Source organism: Pseudomonas sp. NFACC10-1 (assembly GCF_900119195.1).
Taxonomy (GTDB): domain Bacteria; phylum Pseudomonadota; class Gammaproteobacteria; order Pseudomonadales; family Pseudomonadaceae; genus Aquipseudomonas; species Aquipseudomonas cerasi.
This window is the reverse complement of sequence record NZ_FPJB01000003.1, coordinates 692,397-706,543: the sequence shown is the minus strand read 5'-3', so window position 1 is coordinate 706,543 and position 14,147 is coordinate 692,397. Positions and strand designations below refer to the sequence as shown.

At 59.7% G+C, this 14,147-nt stretch carries 14 protein-coding genes; 8 read left to right on the top strand and 6 right to left on the bottom strand.

Annotated features, from left to right (window positions below; translation table 11 throughout):
• Nucleotides 1–28 precede the first annotated feature (28 nt).
• From BT119_RS11975 to BT119_RS11955, 5 genes are all read left to right on the top strand, one after another.
• A complete protein-coding gene (locus BT119_RS11975) occupies nt 29–835 on the top strand; it encodes an alkaline phosphatase family protein (RefSeq protein WP_003430952.1) in 807 nt (268 codons plus the stop codon).
• Nucleotides 832–1,674, top strand: a complete 843-nt coding sequence (locus BT119_RS11970) for an ABC transporter permease (protein ID WP_003430949.1) — start codon at nt 832–834, stop codon at nt 1,672–1,674. The genes BT119_RS11975 and BT119_RS11970 overlap by 4 nt, the downstream gene beginning before the upstream one ends.
• Nucleotides 1,661–2,458 carry an ABC transporter permease gene (locus tag BT119_RS11965; protein WP_003368352.1) on the top strand — a complete coding sequence of 266 codons (798 nt, stop codon included), beginning with the start codon at nt 1,661–1,663 and terminating at the stop codon, nt 2,456–2,458. The genes BT119_RS11970 and BT119_RS11965 overlap by 14 nt, the downstream gene beginning before the upstream one ends.
• 1 nt (nt 2,459) lies before the next feature.
• Nucleotides 2,460–3,449, top strand: a complete 990-nt coding sequence (locus BT119_RS11960; protein ID WP_003430947.1) for an ABC transporter ATP-binding protein — start codon at nt 2,460–2,462, stop codon at nt 3,447–3,449.
• A gap of 127 nt (nt 3,450–3,576) precedes the next feature.
• Nucleotides 3,577–4,230, top strand: coding sequence for an HAD family hydrolase (locus BT119_RS11955; protein WP_003368346.1), 654 nt, complete (start codon nt 3,577–3,579; stop codon nt 4,228–4,230).
• Nucleotides 4,231–4,249: 19 nt separating this feature from the next.
• Here BT119_RS11955 and BT119_RS11950 read toward each other — a convergent pair whose 3' ends face one another.
• The gene (locus BT119_RS11950; protein WP_072365747.1) at nt 4,250–5,212 is read right to left on the bottom strand and encodes an NAD(P)H-quinone oxidoreductase; all 963 of its coding nucleotides are present in this window, start codon (nt 5,210–5,212) and stop codon (nt 4,250–4,252) included.
• Between the two features lie 138 nt (nt 5,213–5,350).
• Between BT119_RS11950 and BT119_RS11945 the strand changes: the two genes are divergently transcribed.
• Together BT119_RS11945 and BT119_RS11940 are read left to right on the top strand one after the other, a co-directional pair.
• Complete coding sequence (locus BT119_RS11945; RefSeq protein WP_003430942.1) at nt 5,351–7,432, top strand: carboxy terminal-processing peptidase; 2,082 nt, start codon at nt 5,351–5,353, stop codon at nt 7,430–7,432.
• Nucleotides 7,433–7,549: 117 nt separating this feature from the next.
• A complete protein-coding gene (locus BT119_RS11940; protein ID WP_042930573.1) occupies nt 7,550–9,322 on the top strand; it encodes a GGDEF domain-containing protein in 1,773 nt (590 codons plus the stop codon).
• Between the two features lie 17 nt (nt 9,323–9,339).
• Here the strand turns inward: BT119_RS11940 and BT119_RS11935 are convergent, their stop codons facing one another.
• The 5 genes from BT119_RS11935 to BT119_RS11915 all read right to left on the bottom strand — a co-directional run bounded on the left by BT119_RS11935 (nt 9,340) and on the right by BT119_RS11915 (nt 13,358).
• Nucleotides 9,340–9,711, bottom strand: a complete 372-nt coding sequence (locus BT119_RS11935) for a hypothetical protein (RefSeq protein WP_003430937.1) — start codon at nt 9,709–9,711, stop codon at nt 9,340–9,342.
• Nucleotides 9,708–10,049 (bottom strand): helix-turn-helix domain-containing protein, encoded by a 342-nt coding sequence (locus BT119_RS11930; protein WP_003368334.1) that lies wholly within the window; start codon nt 10,047–10,049, stop codon nt 9,708–9,710. Before BT119_RS11930 ends, BT119_RS11935 begins: the two co-directional genes overlap by 4 nt.
• A 100-nt stretch (nt 10,050–10,149) precedes the next feature.
• Nucleotides 10,150–10,602, bottom strand: coding sequence for a YkvA family protein (locus tag BT119_RS11925; RefSeq protein WP_003430931.1), 453 nt, complete (start codon nt 10,600–10,602; stop codon nt 10,150–10,152).
• 366 nt (nt 10,603–10,968) lie between these two features.
• Nucleotides 10,969–11,742, bottom strand: coding sequence for a BamJ family beta-barrel-assembly machinery protein (locus BT119_RS11920; protein WP_003368330.1), 774 nt, complete (start codon nt 11,740–11,742; stop codon nt 10,969–10,971).
• Nucleotides 11,743–11,948: 206 nt separating this feature from the next.
• Nucleotides 11,949–13,358, bottom strand: coding sequence for a DUF4329 domain-containing protein (locus BT119_RS11915; protein WP_072365745.1), 1,410 nt, complete (start codon nt 13,356–13,358; stop codon nt 11,949–11,951).
• 247 nt (nt 13,359–13,605) lie between these two features.
• Here BT119_RS11915 and BT119_RS11910 point away from each other — a divergent pair, with 247 nt between their 5' ends.
• Complete coding sequence (locus BT119_RS11910) at nt 13,606–14,124, top strand: cupin domain-containing protein (RefSeq protein ID WP_054080794.1); 519 nt, start codon at nt 13,606–13,608, stop codon at nt 14,122–14,124.
• Nucleotides 14,125–14,147: the final 23 nt, after the last annotated feature.

The following is a 14,147-nucleotide window of genomic DNA, read 5'->3' as shown; positions in this document are numbered from 1 at the left end:
TCGCCCGTTCTTTCAAAGCGAGTCGCCCATGAAACACAACGTCATCCTGATCGTGCTGGACGGCCTCAATTACGAAGTCGCACGCCATGCGATGGGGCACCTGCAAGCCTGGCATGATGCGGGCCGGGCCGCGCTCTACAAGATGGAATGCGAACTGCCCGCCCTCTCACGCCCCCTTTACGAATGCATACTGACCGGTGTCGCGCCCATCGACAGCGGCATCGTGCATAACAACGTCTCGCGCCTGTCGAATCAGCGCAGCATCTTTCACTATGCTCGCGACGCCGGGCTGAGCACTGCAGCAGCGGCCTATCACTGGGTCAGCGAGCTGTACAACCGCACCCCGTTCGACCCGGCACGCGATCGCCATACGGAAGCCACGGATCTGCCGATTCAGCACGGACTGTTCTACTGGGCCGATCACTACCCTGATTCGCACCTGTTCGCCGACGCCGAAAGCCTGCGCCTCGGGCACGCCCCGAACTTTCTGCTGATCCACCCCATGAACATCGACGACGCCGGGCACAAGCACGGCCTCGACACTGCGCAGTACCGCAACAGCGCCCGCAGCGCAGACATCATTCTGGCTGACTACCTGCAACGCTGGCTGGATGCGGGTTATCAAGTGCTGGTGACGGCCGACCACGGCATGAACAATGACCGCTCGCACAACGGGCTGTTGCCGGAAGAGCGTGAGGTGCCGCTGTTCGTCATCGGTGATGCCTTCAGCCTGAATGTCGACGCCGCGCCGCGCCAGATCGATCTGTGCGGCACCGTCTGCGAGCTGCTTGGCGTGCCGCACGACAAACCGGTCTGCCGGGAGATTCTCAATTGACAACCTTTTCCCGAGGCAAGTGGCTGGGGCTGTTGTGCCTGCTGCCCTTCGCCGTATTTTTCATCGTGTTTCAGATCGCACCGCTGCTGTGGGTCGCGATCCACAGCCTGCAAAGCGATGCCGGCTGGGGCTGGGAAAACTTCATCCGGGCGTTCAGCTCGAAGTTCTACCGGCAAGCCATTCAGTACAGCCTGGAGATCAGCTTCTGGTCGAGCCTGTTCGGCATCATCATCTCGATCCTGGGTGCCTATTCGCTGCGCAAGGTGGATTCGCGGCTGCGCGATTTCGTCAACTCGTTCGCCAACATGACCAGCAATTTTGCCGGCGTTCCACTGGCGTTCGCGTTCATCATCCTGCTGGGGTTCAACGGCGCGCTGACCCTGATCCTCAAGCAGACCGGGATCATCGATGACTTCAACCTGTATTCCAAGACCGGACTGATCATCCTTTATACCTATTTCCAGATCCCCCTCGGCGTGCTGCTGCTCTACCCCGCATTCGATGCCGTGCGCGAAGACTGGAACGAGTCGGCAGCGCTGCTGGGGGCCAGCAGCTATCAGTTCTGGCGCTACATCGGCCTGCCGGTGCTGACCCCGGCGCTGCTCGGCACGTTTGTCATTCTGCTGGCCAATGCGCTGGGCGCCTATGCCACGGTCTACGCGCTGACCACCGGCAATTTCAACGTATTGCCGATCCGTATCGCGGCGATGGTCGCGGGGGATATCACGCTGGATCCGAACATGGCCAGCGCGCTGGCGATGATTCTGGTCGGGCTCATGACCCTGGTCACCGTGGTCCATCAGTGGTTGTTGAGAAGGAGCTACCATGTCACGCGTTGAACGAGGGCCTGCGAGCATTTATCACAAGACAGTGGTCTACCTGCTGTTCCTGATCCTGTTGCTGCCACTGGCCGGCACCTTCCTGTACTCGATCGCGACCAGTTGGTCGGCGACCATTCTGCCCAGCGGCCTGACCTTCAAATGGTACGTGGCGCTGTGGAGCGACCCACGCTTTCTGACGGCGTTCGGCCAGTCGTTGCTGGTCTGCGTCGGCGCACTGGTCCTTTCGGTGGTGCTGATTCTGCCCCTGCTGTTCGTCGTGCATTACTACTTTCCGCGCCTCGACGGGCTGATGAACATCCTCATCCTGCTGCCGTTCGCCGTGCCGCCCGTGGTCTCCTCGGTCGGCCTGCTGCAGCTGTATGGCTCAGGCCCCATGGCGATGGTCGGTACACCGTGGATTCTGATTGGCTGTTATTTCACGGTCGCCCTGCCCTTCATGTACCGCGCCATCACCAACAACCTGCAGGCCATCAACCTGACAGACCTGATGGACGCCGCCCAGTTGCTCGGCGCCAGCACCTGGCAGGCGGCGTTCATGGTCGTGCTGCCCAACCTGCGCAAGGGCCTGATGATTGCCCTGCTGCTGTCGTTCTCGTTCCTGTTCGGCGAATTCGTGTTCGCCAACCTGCTGGTCGGCACGCGCTATGAAACCCTGCAGGTCTACCTCAACAACATGCGCAACAGCAGTGGTCACTTCAACAGCGCGCTGGTGATTTCCTATTTCCTCTTCGTGCTGGTGCTGACCTGGGCCGCCAATCGACTGAACAAGGACAAAGACTGAGATGAGTTTTGTCAGTATTGAAAACCTGCAGAAAAGCTACGCCAGCACGTCAGTGTTCAGCGACATCAACTGCAGCATCGCGAAGGGCGAATTCGTTACCTTGCTGGGCCCGTCGGGCTGCGGCAAATCCACGTTATTGCGCTGCATTGCCGGGCTGACCCCGGTCAACAGCGGGCGCATTTTGCTCGATGGCAGCGACCTGGTGCCGCTCACGCCGCAAAAGCGCAACATCGGCATGGTGTTCCAGAGCTATGCGCTGTTTCCCAACATGACCGTCGAGCAAAACGTTGCCTTCGGGCTGCGCATTCAGAAAGTCGGTGCCGACGAGAGCTCAAGGCGTGTTGCCGAGATTCTGCGCATGGTCGAGCTGCACGATTTTGCCACGCGCTACCCGCATCAACTGTCCGGCGGGCAATGCCAGCGTGTGGCGCTGGCGCGCTCGCTGGTCACTCGCCCGCGTCTGCTGTTGCTCGATGAGCCGCTATCGGCGCTGGACGCGCGGATTCGCAAGAACCTGCGTGAACAGATACGCGCCATTCAGCGCGAGCTGAGCCTGACCACTATTTTCGTGACCCACGACCAGGAAGAGGCACTGACCCTGTCAGACCGTATCTTCCTGATGAATCAGGGCCGGATCGTGCAGAGCGGTGACGCCGAGACACTGTACACCGCGCCGGTGGACGTTTTCGCCGCAGGCTTCATCGGCAACTACAACCTGCTGGAAGCCGACGATGCCACTCGCCTGATGCAGCGCCCGATCAACAGCCGTGTGGCGATCCGCCCTGAGTCGATCCAATTGAGCCTGACGGGCGAACTGGAAGGCGAAGTACGCAGTCACAGTCTGCTCGGCAACGTCATCCGCTACCGGGTCCAGGCGCGTGGCGTAGACCTTGTGGTCGACGTACTGAACCGCAGCGCCGACGACCTGCACCCGGACGGAAGGCGTGTAACACTGAACATTGAACCGTCGGCACTCTGCGCCTTGAACTGAGCGTTGCCTTGAACTGAACGCGCCGTGAACTGAATTCGTTCTGCACGCATAACGCCACGCGCTTGCCGATCAAGACGCCATGCGTGAAGCTGACAGCCGACTCAACAGACTTTTAGGAGAAACGCACATGCCCCTGGCAATTTTCGACCTGGACGAGACCCTGATCGGTGGTGACTGCGCCACGCTCTGGAGCGAGCAGATGGGTCGCCTGGGCTGGGTTGACTCGACGTCGTTCATGCAACGCAACGACGAACTGATGGCCGCCTACAGCGAGGGCAAGCTCGCGATGGAAGACTACATGGCCTTCAGCCTGGAACCCATGGCTGGCCGTACCCCTGAAGAAATCGACCATCTGGTCGGCCCTTGGGTCGAGGACGTCATCGAGCCGATCATCTACAGCGACGCCTGCACATGCATTGCAAAGCACCGCGCCAAGGGTGACCGCATTCTGGTGATCTCGGCGTCGGGCGTGCACCTGGTCAAGCCGATCGCCGAACGCCTCGGGATCGACGAAGTGCTGGGTATCGAACTGGACGTGCAGCACGGCGTCTACAGCGGTGCAACCGTCGGCGTGCTGACCTATCGGGAAGGCAAGATCACGCGCCTGATGGAATGGCTGGATGCCGAGGGGGAAAATCTCGAGGGTGCGAGTTTCTATTCGGATTCGCGCAATGACCTGCCGCTGCTGCTCAAGGTTGACCACCCTAACGTGGTCAACCCCGATGCCGTGCTACTGGAACACGCGCAGAAAGCGGGCTGGCCGGTGCACGACTGGAGCTGAGTCCAGAGGCACCGCCTGATCAGACCAGGCTTTCGTCGATGACCAGCACGATCTTGCCGGACACCGTGTTGGTCGCCAGCTCTTCGAACGCCGCCTCGGCATCCTTGATCGCAAAGGATTTCGCCAGTTGCGGCTTGAGGCGGCCCTCAGTGAACAGCGGCCAGACGTGCTGGCCCAGGTCGCTGAGCAGGTCGGCCTTGAACGTGTCGTCGCGACTGCGCAAGGTCGAACCCATCAGCCGGATACGCTTGCCCAGTACGTGAGCCAGATCCACCTGCGCCTCGCGGCCGCTCATGACGCCGATCAGCACCCAGCGACCGTCCAGGGCCAGCAGTTTGACGTTGAGCTCGGCGTAGCTCGCCCCCACCGGGTCGAGGATGACGTTGAACGGTGCAAAGTCGTTCAGGCCTTCAAGGCTTTCGCTGCGTACCACACCGCCCTGAGCACCCAGTTCGACGCAATAGGCCAGACGTTCGGTCGAGCCGACACTGACCCAGACCGGATTGCCAAACGCCTTGCAAAGCTGAATCCCGGCTGAACCAACCCCACTTGCGCCAGCGTGCAGCAAAACCTTCTCGCCAGGCTTGAGCCCGGCGAGCTCGAACAGGTTCAACCACGCGGTGGCATAGACCTCGGGAATGGCGGCCGCCTCGTGCAGCGACAGACCTTCCGGTACCGGCAGCACGTGTCGCCCATCGACCACCACTTCTTCGGCCATCGCCCCGCCCGCCAACAGCGCGCAGACGCGGTCTCCGACCATCCAGGACGTACCCGGACCGACTTCGGCGATCACGCCCGAGCACTCCAGACCCAGCGTCCGAGTGACGCCGGGCGGCGGCGGATACTTGCCTTCGCGCTGTAACAGATCGGCACGATTCAAACCTGCCGCAGCCACTTTGATACGTACCTGCCCCACATCGAGGGCCGGACTCGGCTCCTCGACCCATTCCACATGTCCTTCAACGCCTTGCAATGCCTTCACGGTGCCTCCATAGTGAGTCCAGACTGAGCCCGTGGCTGTTTTGCCCGGGCTTTTGCATTATGCGGCCGGGTCCAAAGGAACCGGCGACCTCAAAGACGGCCTAATATGCGTTATCAATTGTCCTCGCGTCGAATCAGCATGAAGCAATTATTCCCCAGCACTGCCCTCGCACTGTTTGTCGGCCTTAGCGTTTTGCCGATGTCAGCCAGTACCTTTGCCGCCAACAGCTGGGATAATCTTCAGCCGGACCGCGACGAAGTGATTGCCAGTCTCAACGTGGTTGAGCTGCTCAAACGACATCACTACAGCAAGCCGCCCCTGGACGACAAGCGTTCGGCGATTATTTACCAGAGCTACATCAAGCAACTGGACCCCTCGCGCAGCTATTTCATGGCCAGCGACATTGCCGATTTCGACAAATGGCAGTTCCAGTTCGACGACTTCCTGAAAAGCGGCGACCTGAACGCCGGCTTCACCATCTACAAGCGCTATCTGGACCGCGTCAATGCGCGTCTGAATTTTGCGCTGGCCGAGTTGGGCAAGGGCGTCGACAAGCTCGACTTCAATACCAAGGAAACCCTGCTGGTCGACCGCAAGGACGCCGCATGGCCCAAGGATACTGCCGAGCTCGACGAACTGTGGCGCAAGCGCATCAAGGATGAAGTCCTGCGTCTGAAGATTGCAGGCAAGGACCCGGCGAAGATTCAGGAAACCCTGACCAAGCGCTACAAGAATCAGCAGGCGCGTCTGAACCAGACCCGTGCCGAAGATATCTTCCAGGCCTACATCAACACATTCGCCATGTCCTACGACCCGCACACCAACTACCTGTCACCTGACAGCGCGGAGAACTTCGACATCAACATGAGCCTGTCGCTGGAAGGCATCGGCGCCGTGTTGCAGAGCGACAACGACAACGTGAAGATCGTGCGTCTGGTCCCGGCAGGTCCGGCGGCCAAGACCAAACAGGTCGCTCCGGCCGACAAGATCGTGGCCGTTGCCCAGGGCGACAAGGAAATGGTCGACGTGATCGGCTGGCGCCTCGATGAAGTGGTCAAGCTGATTCGCGGTCCGAAAGGCTCGGTGGTACGCCTGGAGATCATCCCGGCCAGCAATGCACCGAACGACCAGACCAGCAAGATCGTCGCCATTACCCGTGAAGCGGTGAAGCTTGAAGAACAGGCGGCCAAGAAGTCGATCCTGCACCTCAAGCAGGACGGCAAGGATTACAAGCTCGGGGTCATCGACATTCCAGCCTTCTATCTGGACTTCAAGGCCTACCGTGCTGGCGATCCGGAATACAAGAGCACCACCCGTGACGTGAAGAAACTGCTCACCGAATTGCAGGCCGAGAAGGTCGACGGTGTGGTACTGGATCTGCGCAACAACGGTGGTGGTTCGTTGCAGGAAGCCACCGAGCTGACCAGCCTGTTCATCGACAAGGGCCCGACCGTGCTGGTGCGTAATGCCGACGGCAAGGTCGACGTCCTGGAAGACGAAGCCAAGGGCGCGTTCTACAAAGGCCCGATGGCATTGCTGGTCAACCGTCTGTCTGCGTCGGCGTCGGAGATTTTCGCCGGGGCGATGCAGGATTATCACCGCGCGCTGGTGATCGGTGGCCAGACCTTCGGTAAAGGCACCGTGCAGACCATTCAGCCGCTCAATCACGGCGAACTGAAACTGACACTGGCCAAGTTCTATCGGGTTTCCGGTCAGAGCACCCAGCATCAGGGCGTGGTACCGGACATCACGTACCCATCGCTGATCGACACCAAGGAGATCGGCGAGAGCGCGCTGCCCGAAGCCATGCCGTGGGACAGCATCAAACCGGCGATCAAGCCGGCAATCGACCCGTTCAAGCCGTTCCTGGCTCAATTGCAGGCGCGTCATGAAGCACGTTCGGCAAAAGACGCCGAGTTCGTGTTCATTGAGGATCGCCTGGCGCTGGCCAAGAAGCTGATGAACGAGAAGACCGTCAGCCTCAATGAAGCCGACCGTCGTGCCGAGCATGCGTCTATCGAAAGCAAGCAACTTGCGCTGGAAAACACCCGCCGCAAGGCCAAGGGTGAAGAGCCGCTCAAAGAGCTGAAGAAGGAAGATGAAGACGCGCTGCCGGTAGAAGACGAGAAAACCAAACCCGAGGACGATGCCTACCTGGCAGAGACCGGGCGCATTCTCATCGACTATCTGGGTCTGAGTGCGGCTGTCGCGAAAAAGTAACGCAGGCTCATTGATGGCCAGTTAGCCGCAACGTCATCAAACAGTCATGAAGCTGTCGTGAAATACGGGGCTGAACGCGAAAGCGCTCAGCCCTTTTTCATTCTCTCCGAGACGACCATGACCATAACAGAGCAGCTGAGCGCACTGAGTTCCATTCTGGCTCGTGGTGATTTGCACAGCTTGTTCCAACCCATCGTCTCGCTGTCGGAGCACCGGATTCTGGGCTATGAAGCCTTGACCCGCGGCCCGTCCAACAGCGCCCTGCACTCGCCCCTGAATCTGTTCGCCATCGCCCGCCAGGCCGGGCGTCTGAGCGAGCTGGAGTTAAGTTGCCGAGACAGCGCCTGCCGACGTTTCAGTCAGCAGAAGTTGCCGGGCAAGCTGTTTCTCAACGTCTCCCCCGAATCGCTGCTCGAAAGCTCTCATCCTCCGGGTCGGACGCTGGAAATGCTGCGCCGATACCACATCGCGCCGAAGGACGTGGTCATCGAACTGACCGAGCAGATGCCTACCGACGATTTCGACCTGCTGTACAACGCCTTGCATCACTATCGCGACATGGGCTTCTCCATTGCGTTGGACGATCTCGGTGCCGGTTATTCGAGCTTGCGACTGTGGTCGGAGCTGCGCCCGGACTATGTGAAAATCGATCGGCACTTCATCGACGGCATTCATCAGGATGCGGTGAAGCGCGAGTTCGTCGGCTCCATGCTACAGATGGCCAAGGCTTCCAGAGCGACGGTGATTGCCGAAGGCATCGAATTGCCCGAAGAGCTGGCGACGCTGAAAGACATGGGCGTGAACCTGGTTCAAGGCTATCTGCTGGCGCGCCCTCAGGAGCGCCCGCCGCGCGACACTCGCGCCATGCTGCCCAGGACAGAGATCGCAGTGACGCCGCTCAACGAAGAAGCGGCCGACCTGTCTGCCCTGCTCAACCCGCAGCCATCGGTCAGCCAGTCAACTCCCACTGCTGAAGTGCTGGAAGCGTTTCGCAGGCAGGCCAACCTCAACTCTTTGGCGGTGCTGGATGACGACGCCCGACCGTGTGGCATCGTCCACCGGCACTCATTGTCCGAGGCCCTGCTCAAGCCCTTCGGCACCGAGCTGTTTGCCCGCAAACCGATCAGCCGTCTGATGAGCAGTGACTTTCTGGCCGTGGAAGTCAGCCAGTCGCTGCAACAGGTCAGCCGGCTGTTGACCAGCCGTGCCCGGCAACGCATCGAGGAGGATTTCATCATCACCTCGAACGGTACCTATCTTGGGCTAGGCCGGGTGATCGACGTGCTCAAGCTGATTACCGAAATGAAGATCCAGCAGGCACGTTACGCCAACCCGCTGACCCTGCTGCCCGGCAACGTCCCGATTCAGCAGTGCCTGACTCGACTGCTGCAGCAAGGCCGCGCATCGATGATCTGCTACGTGGACATCGACAGTTTCAAGCCCTTCAACGACATCTACGGTTATGCCCGTGGCGACGAGGTGCTGCTGTGTCTGGCGCAATGCCTCAACGACCGCATCGATCCGGCCAGGGACTTTGTCGGGCACATCGGCGGAGATGATTTTCTGATGGTGCTGGGCTTTGATGACTGGGAACGACGCCTGAAAAGCCTGCTGGATGATTTTCAGAATCAATGCCGTCGTTTCTACCGCGCAGAACACCTGGAAGCCGGGTGCTTCATCGCCCTCAACCGGCAGGGCCAACGCCAGGAATTCCCCCTGCTGTCGCTGTCGATCGGCGTGGTGCACCTGCATGAAGAAAGCTGCACGTTGGTCGATGCCAGCCAACTGGCCGACCTCGCTTCACAGGCCAAGCACTTCGCCAAGGATGTCGCTGGCGCAAGCATTCACGTCATAGATTCGACGCGACTGGATTTGTTGATGCAGGCGTGAGTGCCGGTGCCATTCCCCTACTGCGCTTCAACTTCCGGATAACTGTATTCAAACACCCGAACCACTTCCGAGGCATGCCATGAGGCTGCCGCGACGCCGTCCGAAGGTCCGGAGAAACGGCCCAGGCGTTCGGCACACTCGAAAAAACCAGGACGCGGCAGGCGGCTTGCGCCCTGACTGATGACCAGCGAACTGCGCAAGGGTTGTTCAGCGCGGGCATCCATGGCGGCGAGGTGCTCAAGAGCCGCCGTCAGGGTCTGCATGGCCGGACTGGGCAGTTGCAGGCGTTCCACCAGCGCGCGATAGGTCAGCAGATGCCGTTGGCGACGGGCCAGATCGAGCTCATTGAGCAGCCCGTCCCAATGCTGACGACTGATGCGCACGCTCACGACTCACCTCGCCAGCCCGGCACCCCAAGCTCCCACGCCAGGCTGCGCTTGATCGCGCCGTCCGGCTCACGAGTACCGTTCTCGATCAATTCCAGATAGGACGGGCTGATCCCGACGGTACGCGCCAGGCTCGCCGCTTCAAGGCCCTTGGCCTCGCGCAGTGCACGCAACTCATCGAACCCTGGAAGCTCACCGGCGGTAGTGCCGGAAGTCGATACAGCTGGCTCGCTGGACGGTTTGCCGGCCAGTCCGGCAGCCTTGAGCAGCGCTTGATACTGCGCCCAGGGCAGCACTGCATATTCAGGCTCCCCGTCACGGGATATCACTTGAAGATCCATAGAGTCACCTTGTACTACACGACCGCATACTGATCAGGCCTGATCCATAGGCAGGCATCTTAACAGCGGAACGCCAGGGCTGGTGTTCAATCCGTGAGACTTACACCTTACCCCGCTCTTGCTCCAGCAGTGCCTGAGTCTTCGGCAGTTGCTCGACCACGATGAGTTTCTCGGGCGATTGCTGCGCCCGCCATGCACGAAAGGCATCCAGTTCATTGCTCAAGTGCTTGGTAACCCATGCAAGCACGGCGATGTCATCGAGCATGCCGAGGCCGGGTATCCAGTCGGGGATCGCATCCAGCGGGCTGAGGAAGTACATCAGACCGGCGACGATGGACAGAATCGCTTTGGGGCTGATGCTGCGGTATTCGCCCCGCCAGTAAGCCAGGCACAAGGCCTGCAGCAAACGCAGGTCTTCCTTGAGCTTGCCGAGACGATTACCTTCACTGTTGCCCTTGCGCGCGACAGCGAACAATAGCCCTGGCAATCGCCCGGCTGCCAGCAGACGCCGGGCTCCGGGCAGATAACGGATAAAATTCCACGGTGCTTTCATACCCACTCCCGCTCAGCAAAATGTCGTTCGATAAAAGCAGGTCCGCTGGACCTGCCTGGCCAAAGCCACAAGGTTATCCACAATAATTGTGGATAACCTTGTGAACAGTGGCTTTTTTCCAGCCTCAACCCCCCGTTTTCGGGGGGCCACAGTCAAATCGGGCGTTTTTTACTCACAAAAAAACTACAAACGTGTGAACCCGACACCCTCTATGAGACGAGTGCCTTGATCCTGCCGGACTGTCGGACAATGCTTTTGCATGCATCCATGGTAGTGGGACTGCCCGAATGGCCAAGCGTTCGGGAAATAAGCCGGACACAAAAACGCCCTGTCGAGACAGGGCGTTTTCTGTAGCCAGGTAGAGCGTTACTTCTTGGCCGGAGCCGAAGCGGCAGGGGCTGCCTCTTCTTCTTCGTCGGCATCAGCACCTGCAGTCGGTGCCGCTGCAGGGTCTTTGATACCCAGCAGTTCGAGATCGAACACCAGTACCGAGTTGGCCGGGATCGCCGGGCTCGGGCTCTGTGCGCCGTAAGCCAGATCACTCGGGATGAAGAGTTTGATCTTCTCGCCGACGTGCATCAGTTGCAGGCCTTCGACCCAACCCGGAATCACACCGCCAACAGGCAGGTCGATCGGGCTGCCGCGCTCAACGGAACTGTCGAAGACCTTGCCGTCGATCAGCTTGCCTTCGTAGTGAACAGTCACAACATCGGTAGGCTTGGGCTGAGGGCCGTCGGCTTTCTTGATGATCTGATACTGCAGGCCGGAAGCGGTGGTGACCACGCCGTCCTTCTTACCGTTCTCTTCGAGGAATTTCTTGCCAGCGGCAGAAGCCTCTTCGCTCATCTTCGCCAGACGCTCTTCGGAACGCTTTTGCAGCGCGGAGAAGGCTTCAACCAGCTCTTCGTCCTTGAGTTTCTGATCTTTCTTGCCGACAGCGTCTTCGATACCCAGGGCTACAGCCTTGGAATCCAGATCATCCATACCTTCCTGAGCCAGGCTTTTGCCCATGTTCAGACCGATGCCATAAGACGCTTTTTGTGCTGGGGTTTTCAGCTCAACGGTGCTGGCTTGCTTGTCACAACCTGCGAGTACCAGACCGACCAGGGCAATCGCCGCTGCCAACCGATGCTGTTTCATGCTAATTCCTTGTTCATGCGCCAAAAGGGCAAACGAGTAAAGCCGCGAGCTTATCAGGCCGCCGCGATCAATGGCTACCGGCATGAGAGGGAGAAAACGCCGATAAGTTCAGGTATCCAAAGGTTTTCCCGGATCTGTACCGCATTGTTCAGTTGCAGTTCAGTTTGTGATTCGCGACGGCAAGGCGCCGGCACGCTGCACAGGGCTCAGCCCACGGGACTGATCACACCGGCATCGGGCCAGCGCTCACTGGTCTGCAGCACGCGCAGATGCCCGGCCCGCGCCACCCGAAGGACGAAATCCTGCACGCTGAGGGTACCGGCCGCGAGTTGCGCCTGAATGGACCCGTCCCCCGAATAGACACGCGATACGCTTTGCAACAGTTGAAACTCCTCGTCGGACTGGCTGGGTGTGTAACAAAGCAGTGCGCCGTCGGCTGCCGAGAAATAAACGGCGGACATTTCGAAACCATAGCGAATCGGCATGCCTTTGCGGCGCTGGGCCGGTTTGTGCCGATAGCTGAACATCCGATGCAGGTCATCCGGCTCGAAGAAATCGTTCATCACTTCACGCCCACCCTCGACGGCCAGATTGGCTGAACAAAAATACATACCGTCCACACGATAGCCGTCAGGCAATGCAGGCCGGTAATACGCATCGGGATGGAACGCCGAACACGGCGCATACACTGGCATGCCGTCATCGAGCGTCGGCTCGGCAATCCGATAGGCTCGGGTGACCGGATTGAACAGAAGAAAACCGATGATCTGTGAATGAATACGACTGCCGATACGGCCATGTGCGTAGCGTGCAGCCTCGTCGGCGCTGTCGAACGGCGCGCTGAGGCTCAAAGATCGGGGCGGCCATTGCACGTCGCAGCTTGCGGGCGATTTGACCGGCGCCGCGCGAGCAGCGGTTGCGTCAGGATACGGGTGCCAGTCGGCCAGCACTTTGCCCACCCGTCCCCACAGTAGGCTGGGCACTATCACGCGCAGATCCCCGGCACCGGCCAGCAGACGAACCACATCACTGGGCATCATGCTGAGGTTCTGCAACGCCTGGTGGATCTGGCTGAGTTCACACAGGTGCGGCATGCTCGGCGGACCGGAGACGCGCGCAAACAAGGCGTCTTCGGCGGCAGAGCGAGACAGTGTGTATTTGATCAGGGAACCGTCAGGCCCGGAAAGATAGGTCGCCGAACACACCTTCTGATCATCGATCACTGCGTAAATGTCGCCGACTGAAAGGCTGTTCGGGTAAGTGACCTTTTCACTCTCCGGCCACTCGTCGAGCCCGGCCTGCAGTGACGGGTGAGAATGGTAGACCGCATAGTCGTCATGCCCATGCGGGTAGAGCACATAACCTTCCTGCTCGTTGCGCGGGAAGACTTCATTGGGATCGAAGCTGAACTGGCTGCCATTCATGGGTTCGGTCGCGATGTATTTGCCATCCCTGCGAACCAGAATGAAACCGCCGTATTCGCGATCACGCCGGTCGCCGATCCGCTCATGAGCATAACGCGCCGCATCATCAGGATGATCGAACGGCGCGCTGAGCGTCGGCATATCGGGGTGGTGATCGATGGATCGCTTGAAGAGTCTTTTTCTGGGGTGCATGCACGGTTCCTTGAAAGCCTGACTGATTGAGCCATGAGCGTAAGGAAACCCGAGACAGCGAGTGACATAGATGAATATGACGTTATGTGGATCGGCCAGCGCCGAACAACATGAAATTAAAGATAATTTTTAAGCGTTCTGGGATGTGCTTCGATCCGCGGCGTGGGCGAATCGGCCCAGACCCTGCGTCGACCATCGCGACTGGCGACCAGGGCTTACGCAGTTTGTCGTGCTCAGGAACATTTTTATGCAACCGACCACTCGTTTTCGCTCAACGCGCTCGACAGCTCGCCAATTGGCAAGCCTGGCCTTGATCGCCACAGCAGCCCTGTTGCCGGTCAGCGCAGCCTATGCCGCCAAGAAGCCGCCGTTGGTTGTCACTGAGGGCATCAAGGCCTACCGCCTGTGCACAGGCCCCGACAATCTGTCACACGTTATCGTGGGTTCGATCGATCAAAAAGCCATGACCGATGTCAGCACCCTGCACTTCAAGGAAACCCCGGCGCACTCCACCTATGACTGGCATCCGGCACCCGAAGAGCAGTACGTGATCACCCTGTCCGGCACTCTGGAATTTTCCACCACCGGCGGCGAGAACTTTGTCCTGCACCCCGGAGAAGTGTTGCTGGCGCAGGACACCACCGGCCCTGGCCATCGCTGGAAACTGATCGACGACCAGCCGTGGCGACGCGCGTACATCATCACCAAGCCAGGTGACAAAGGCGCGTTCGTGCCGAAAGACGGAGCGCCTGCGAAGGGCTGCTGATGCAGTGATGCAGCCGCCCTCAT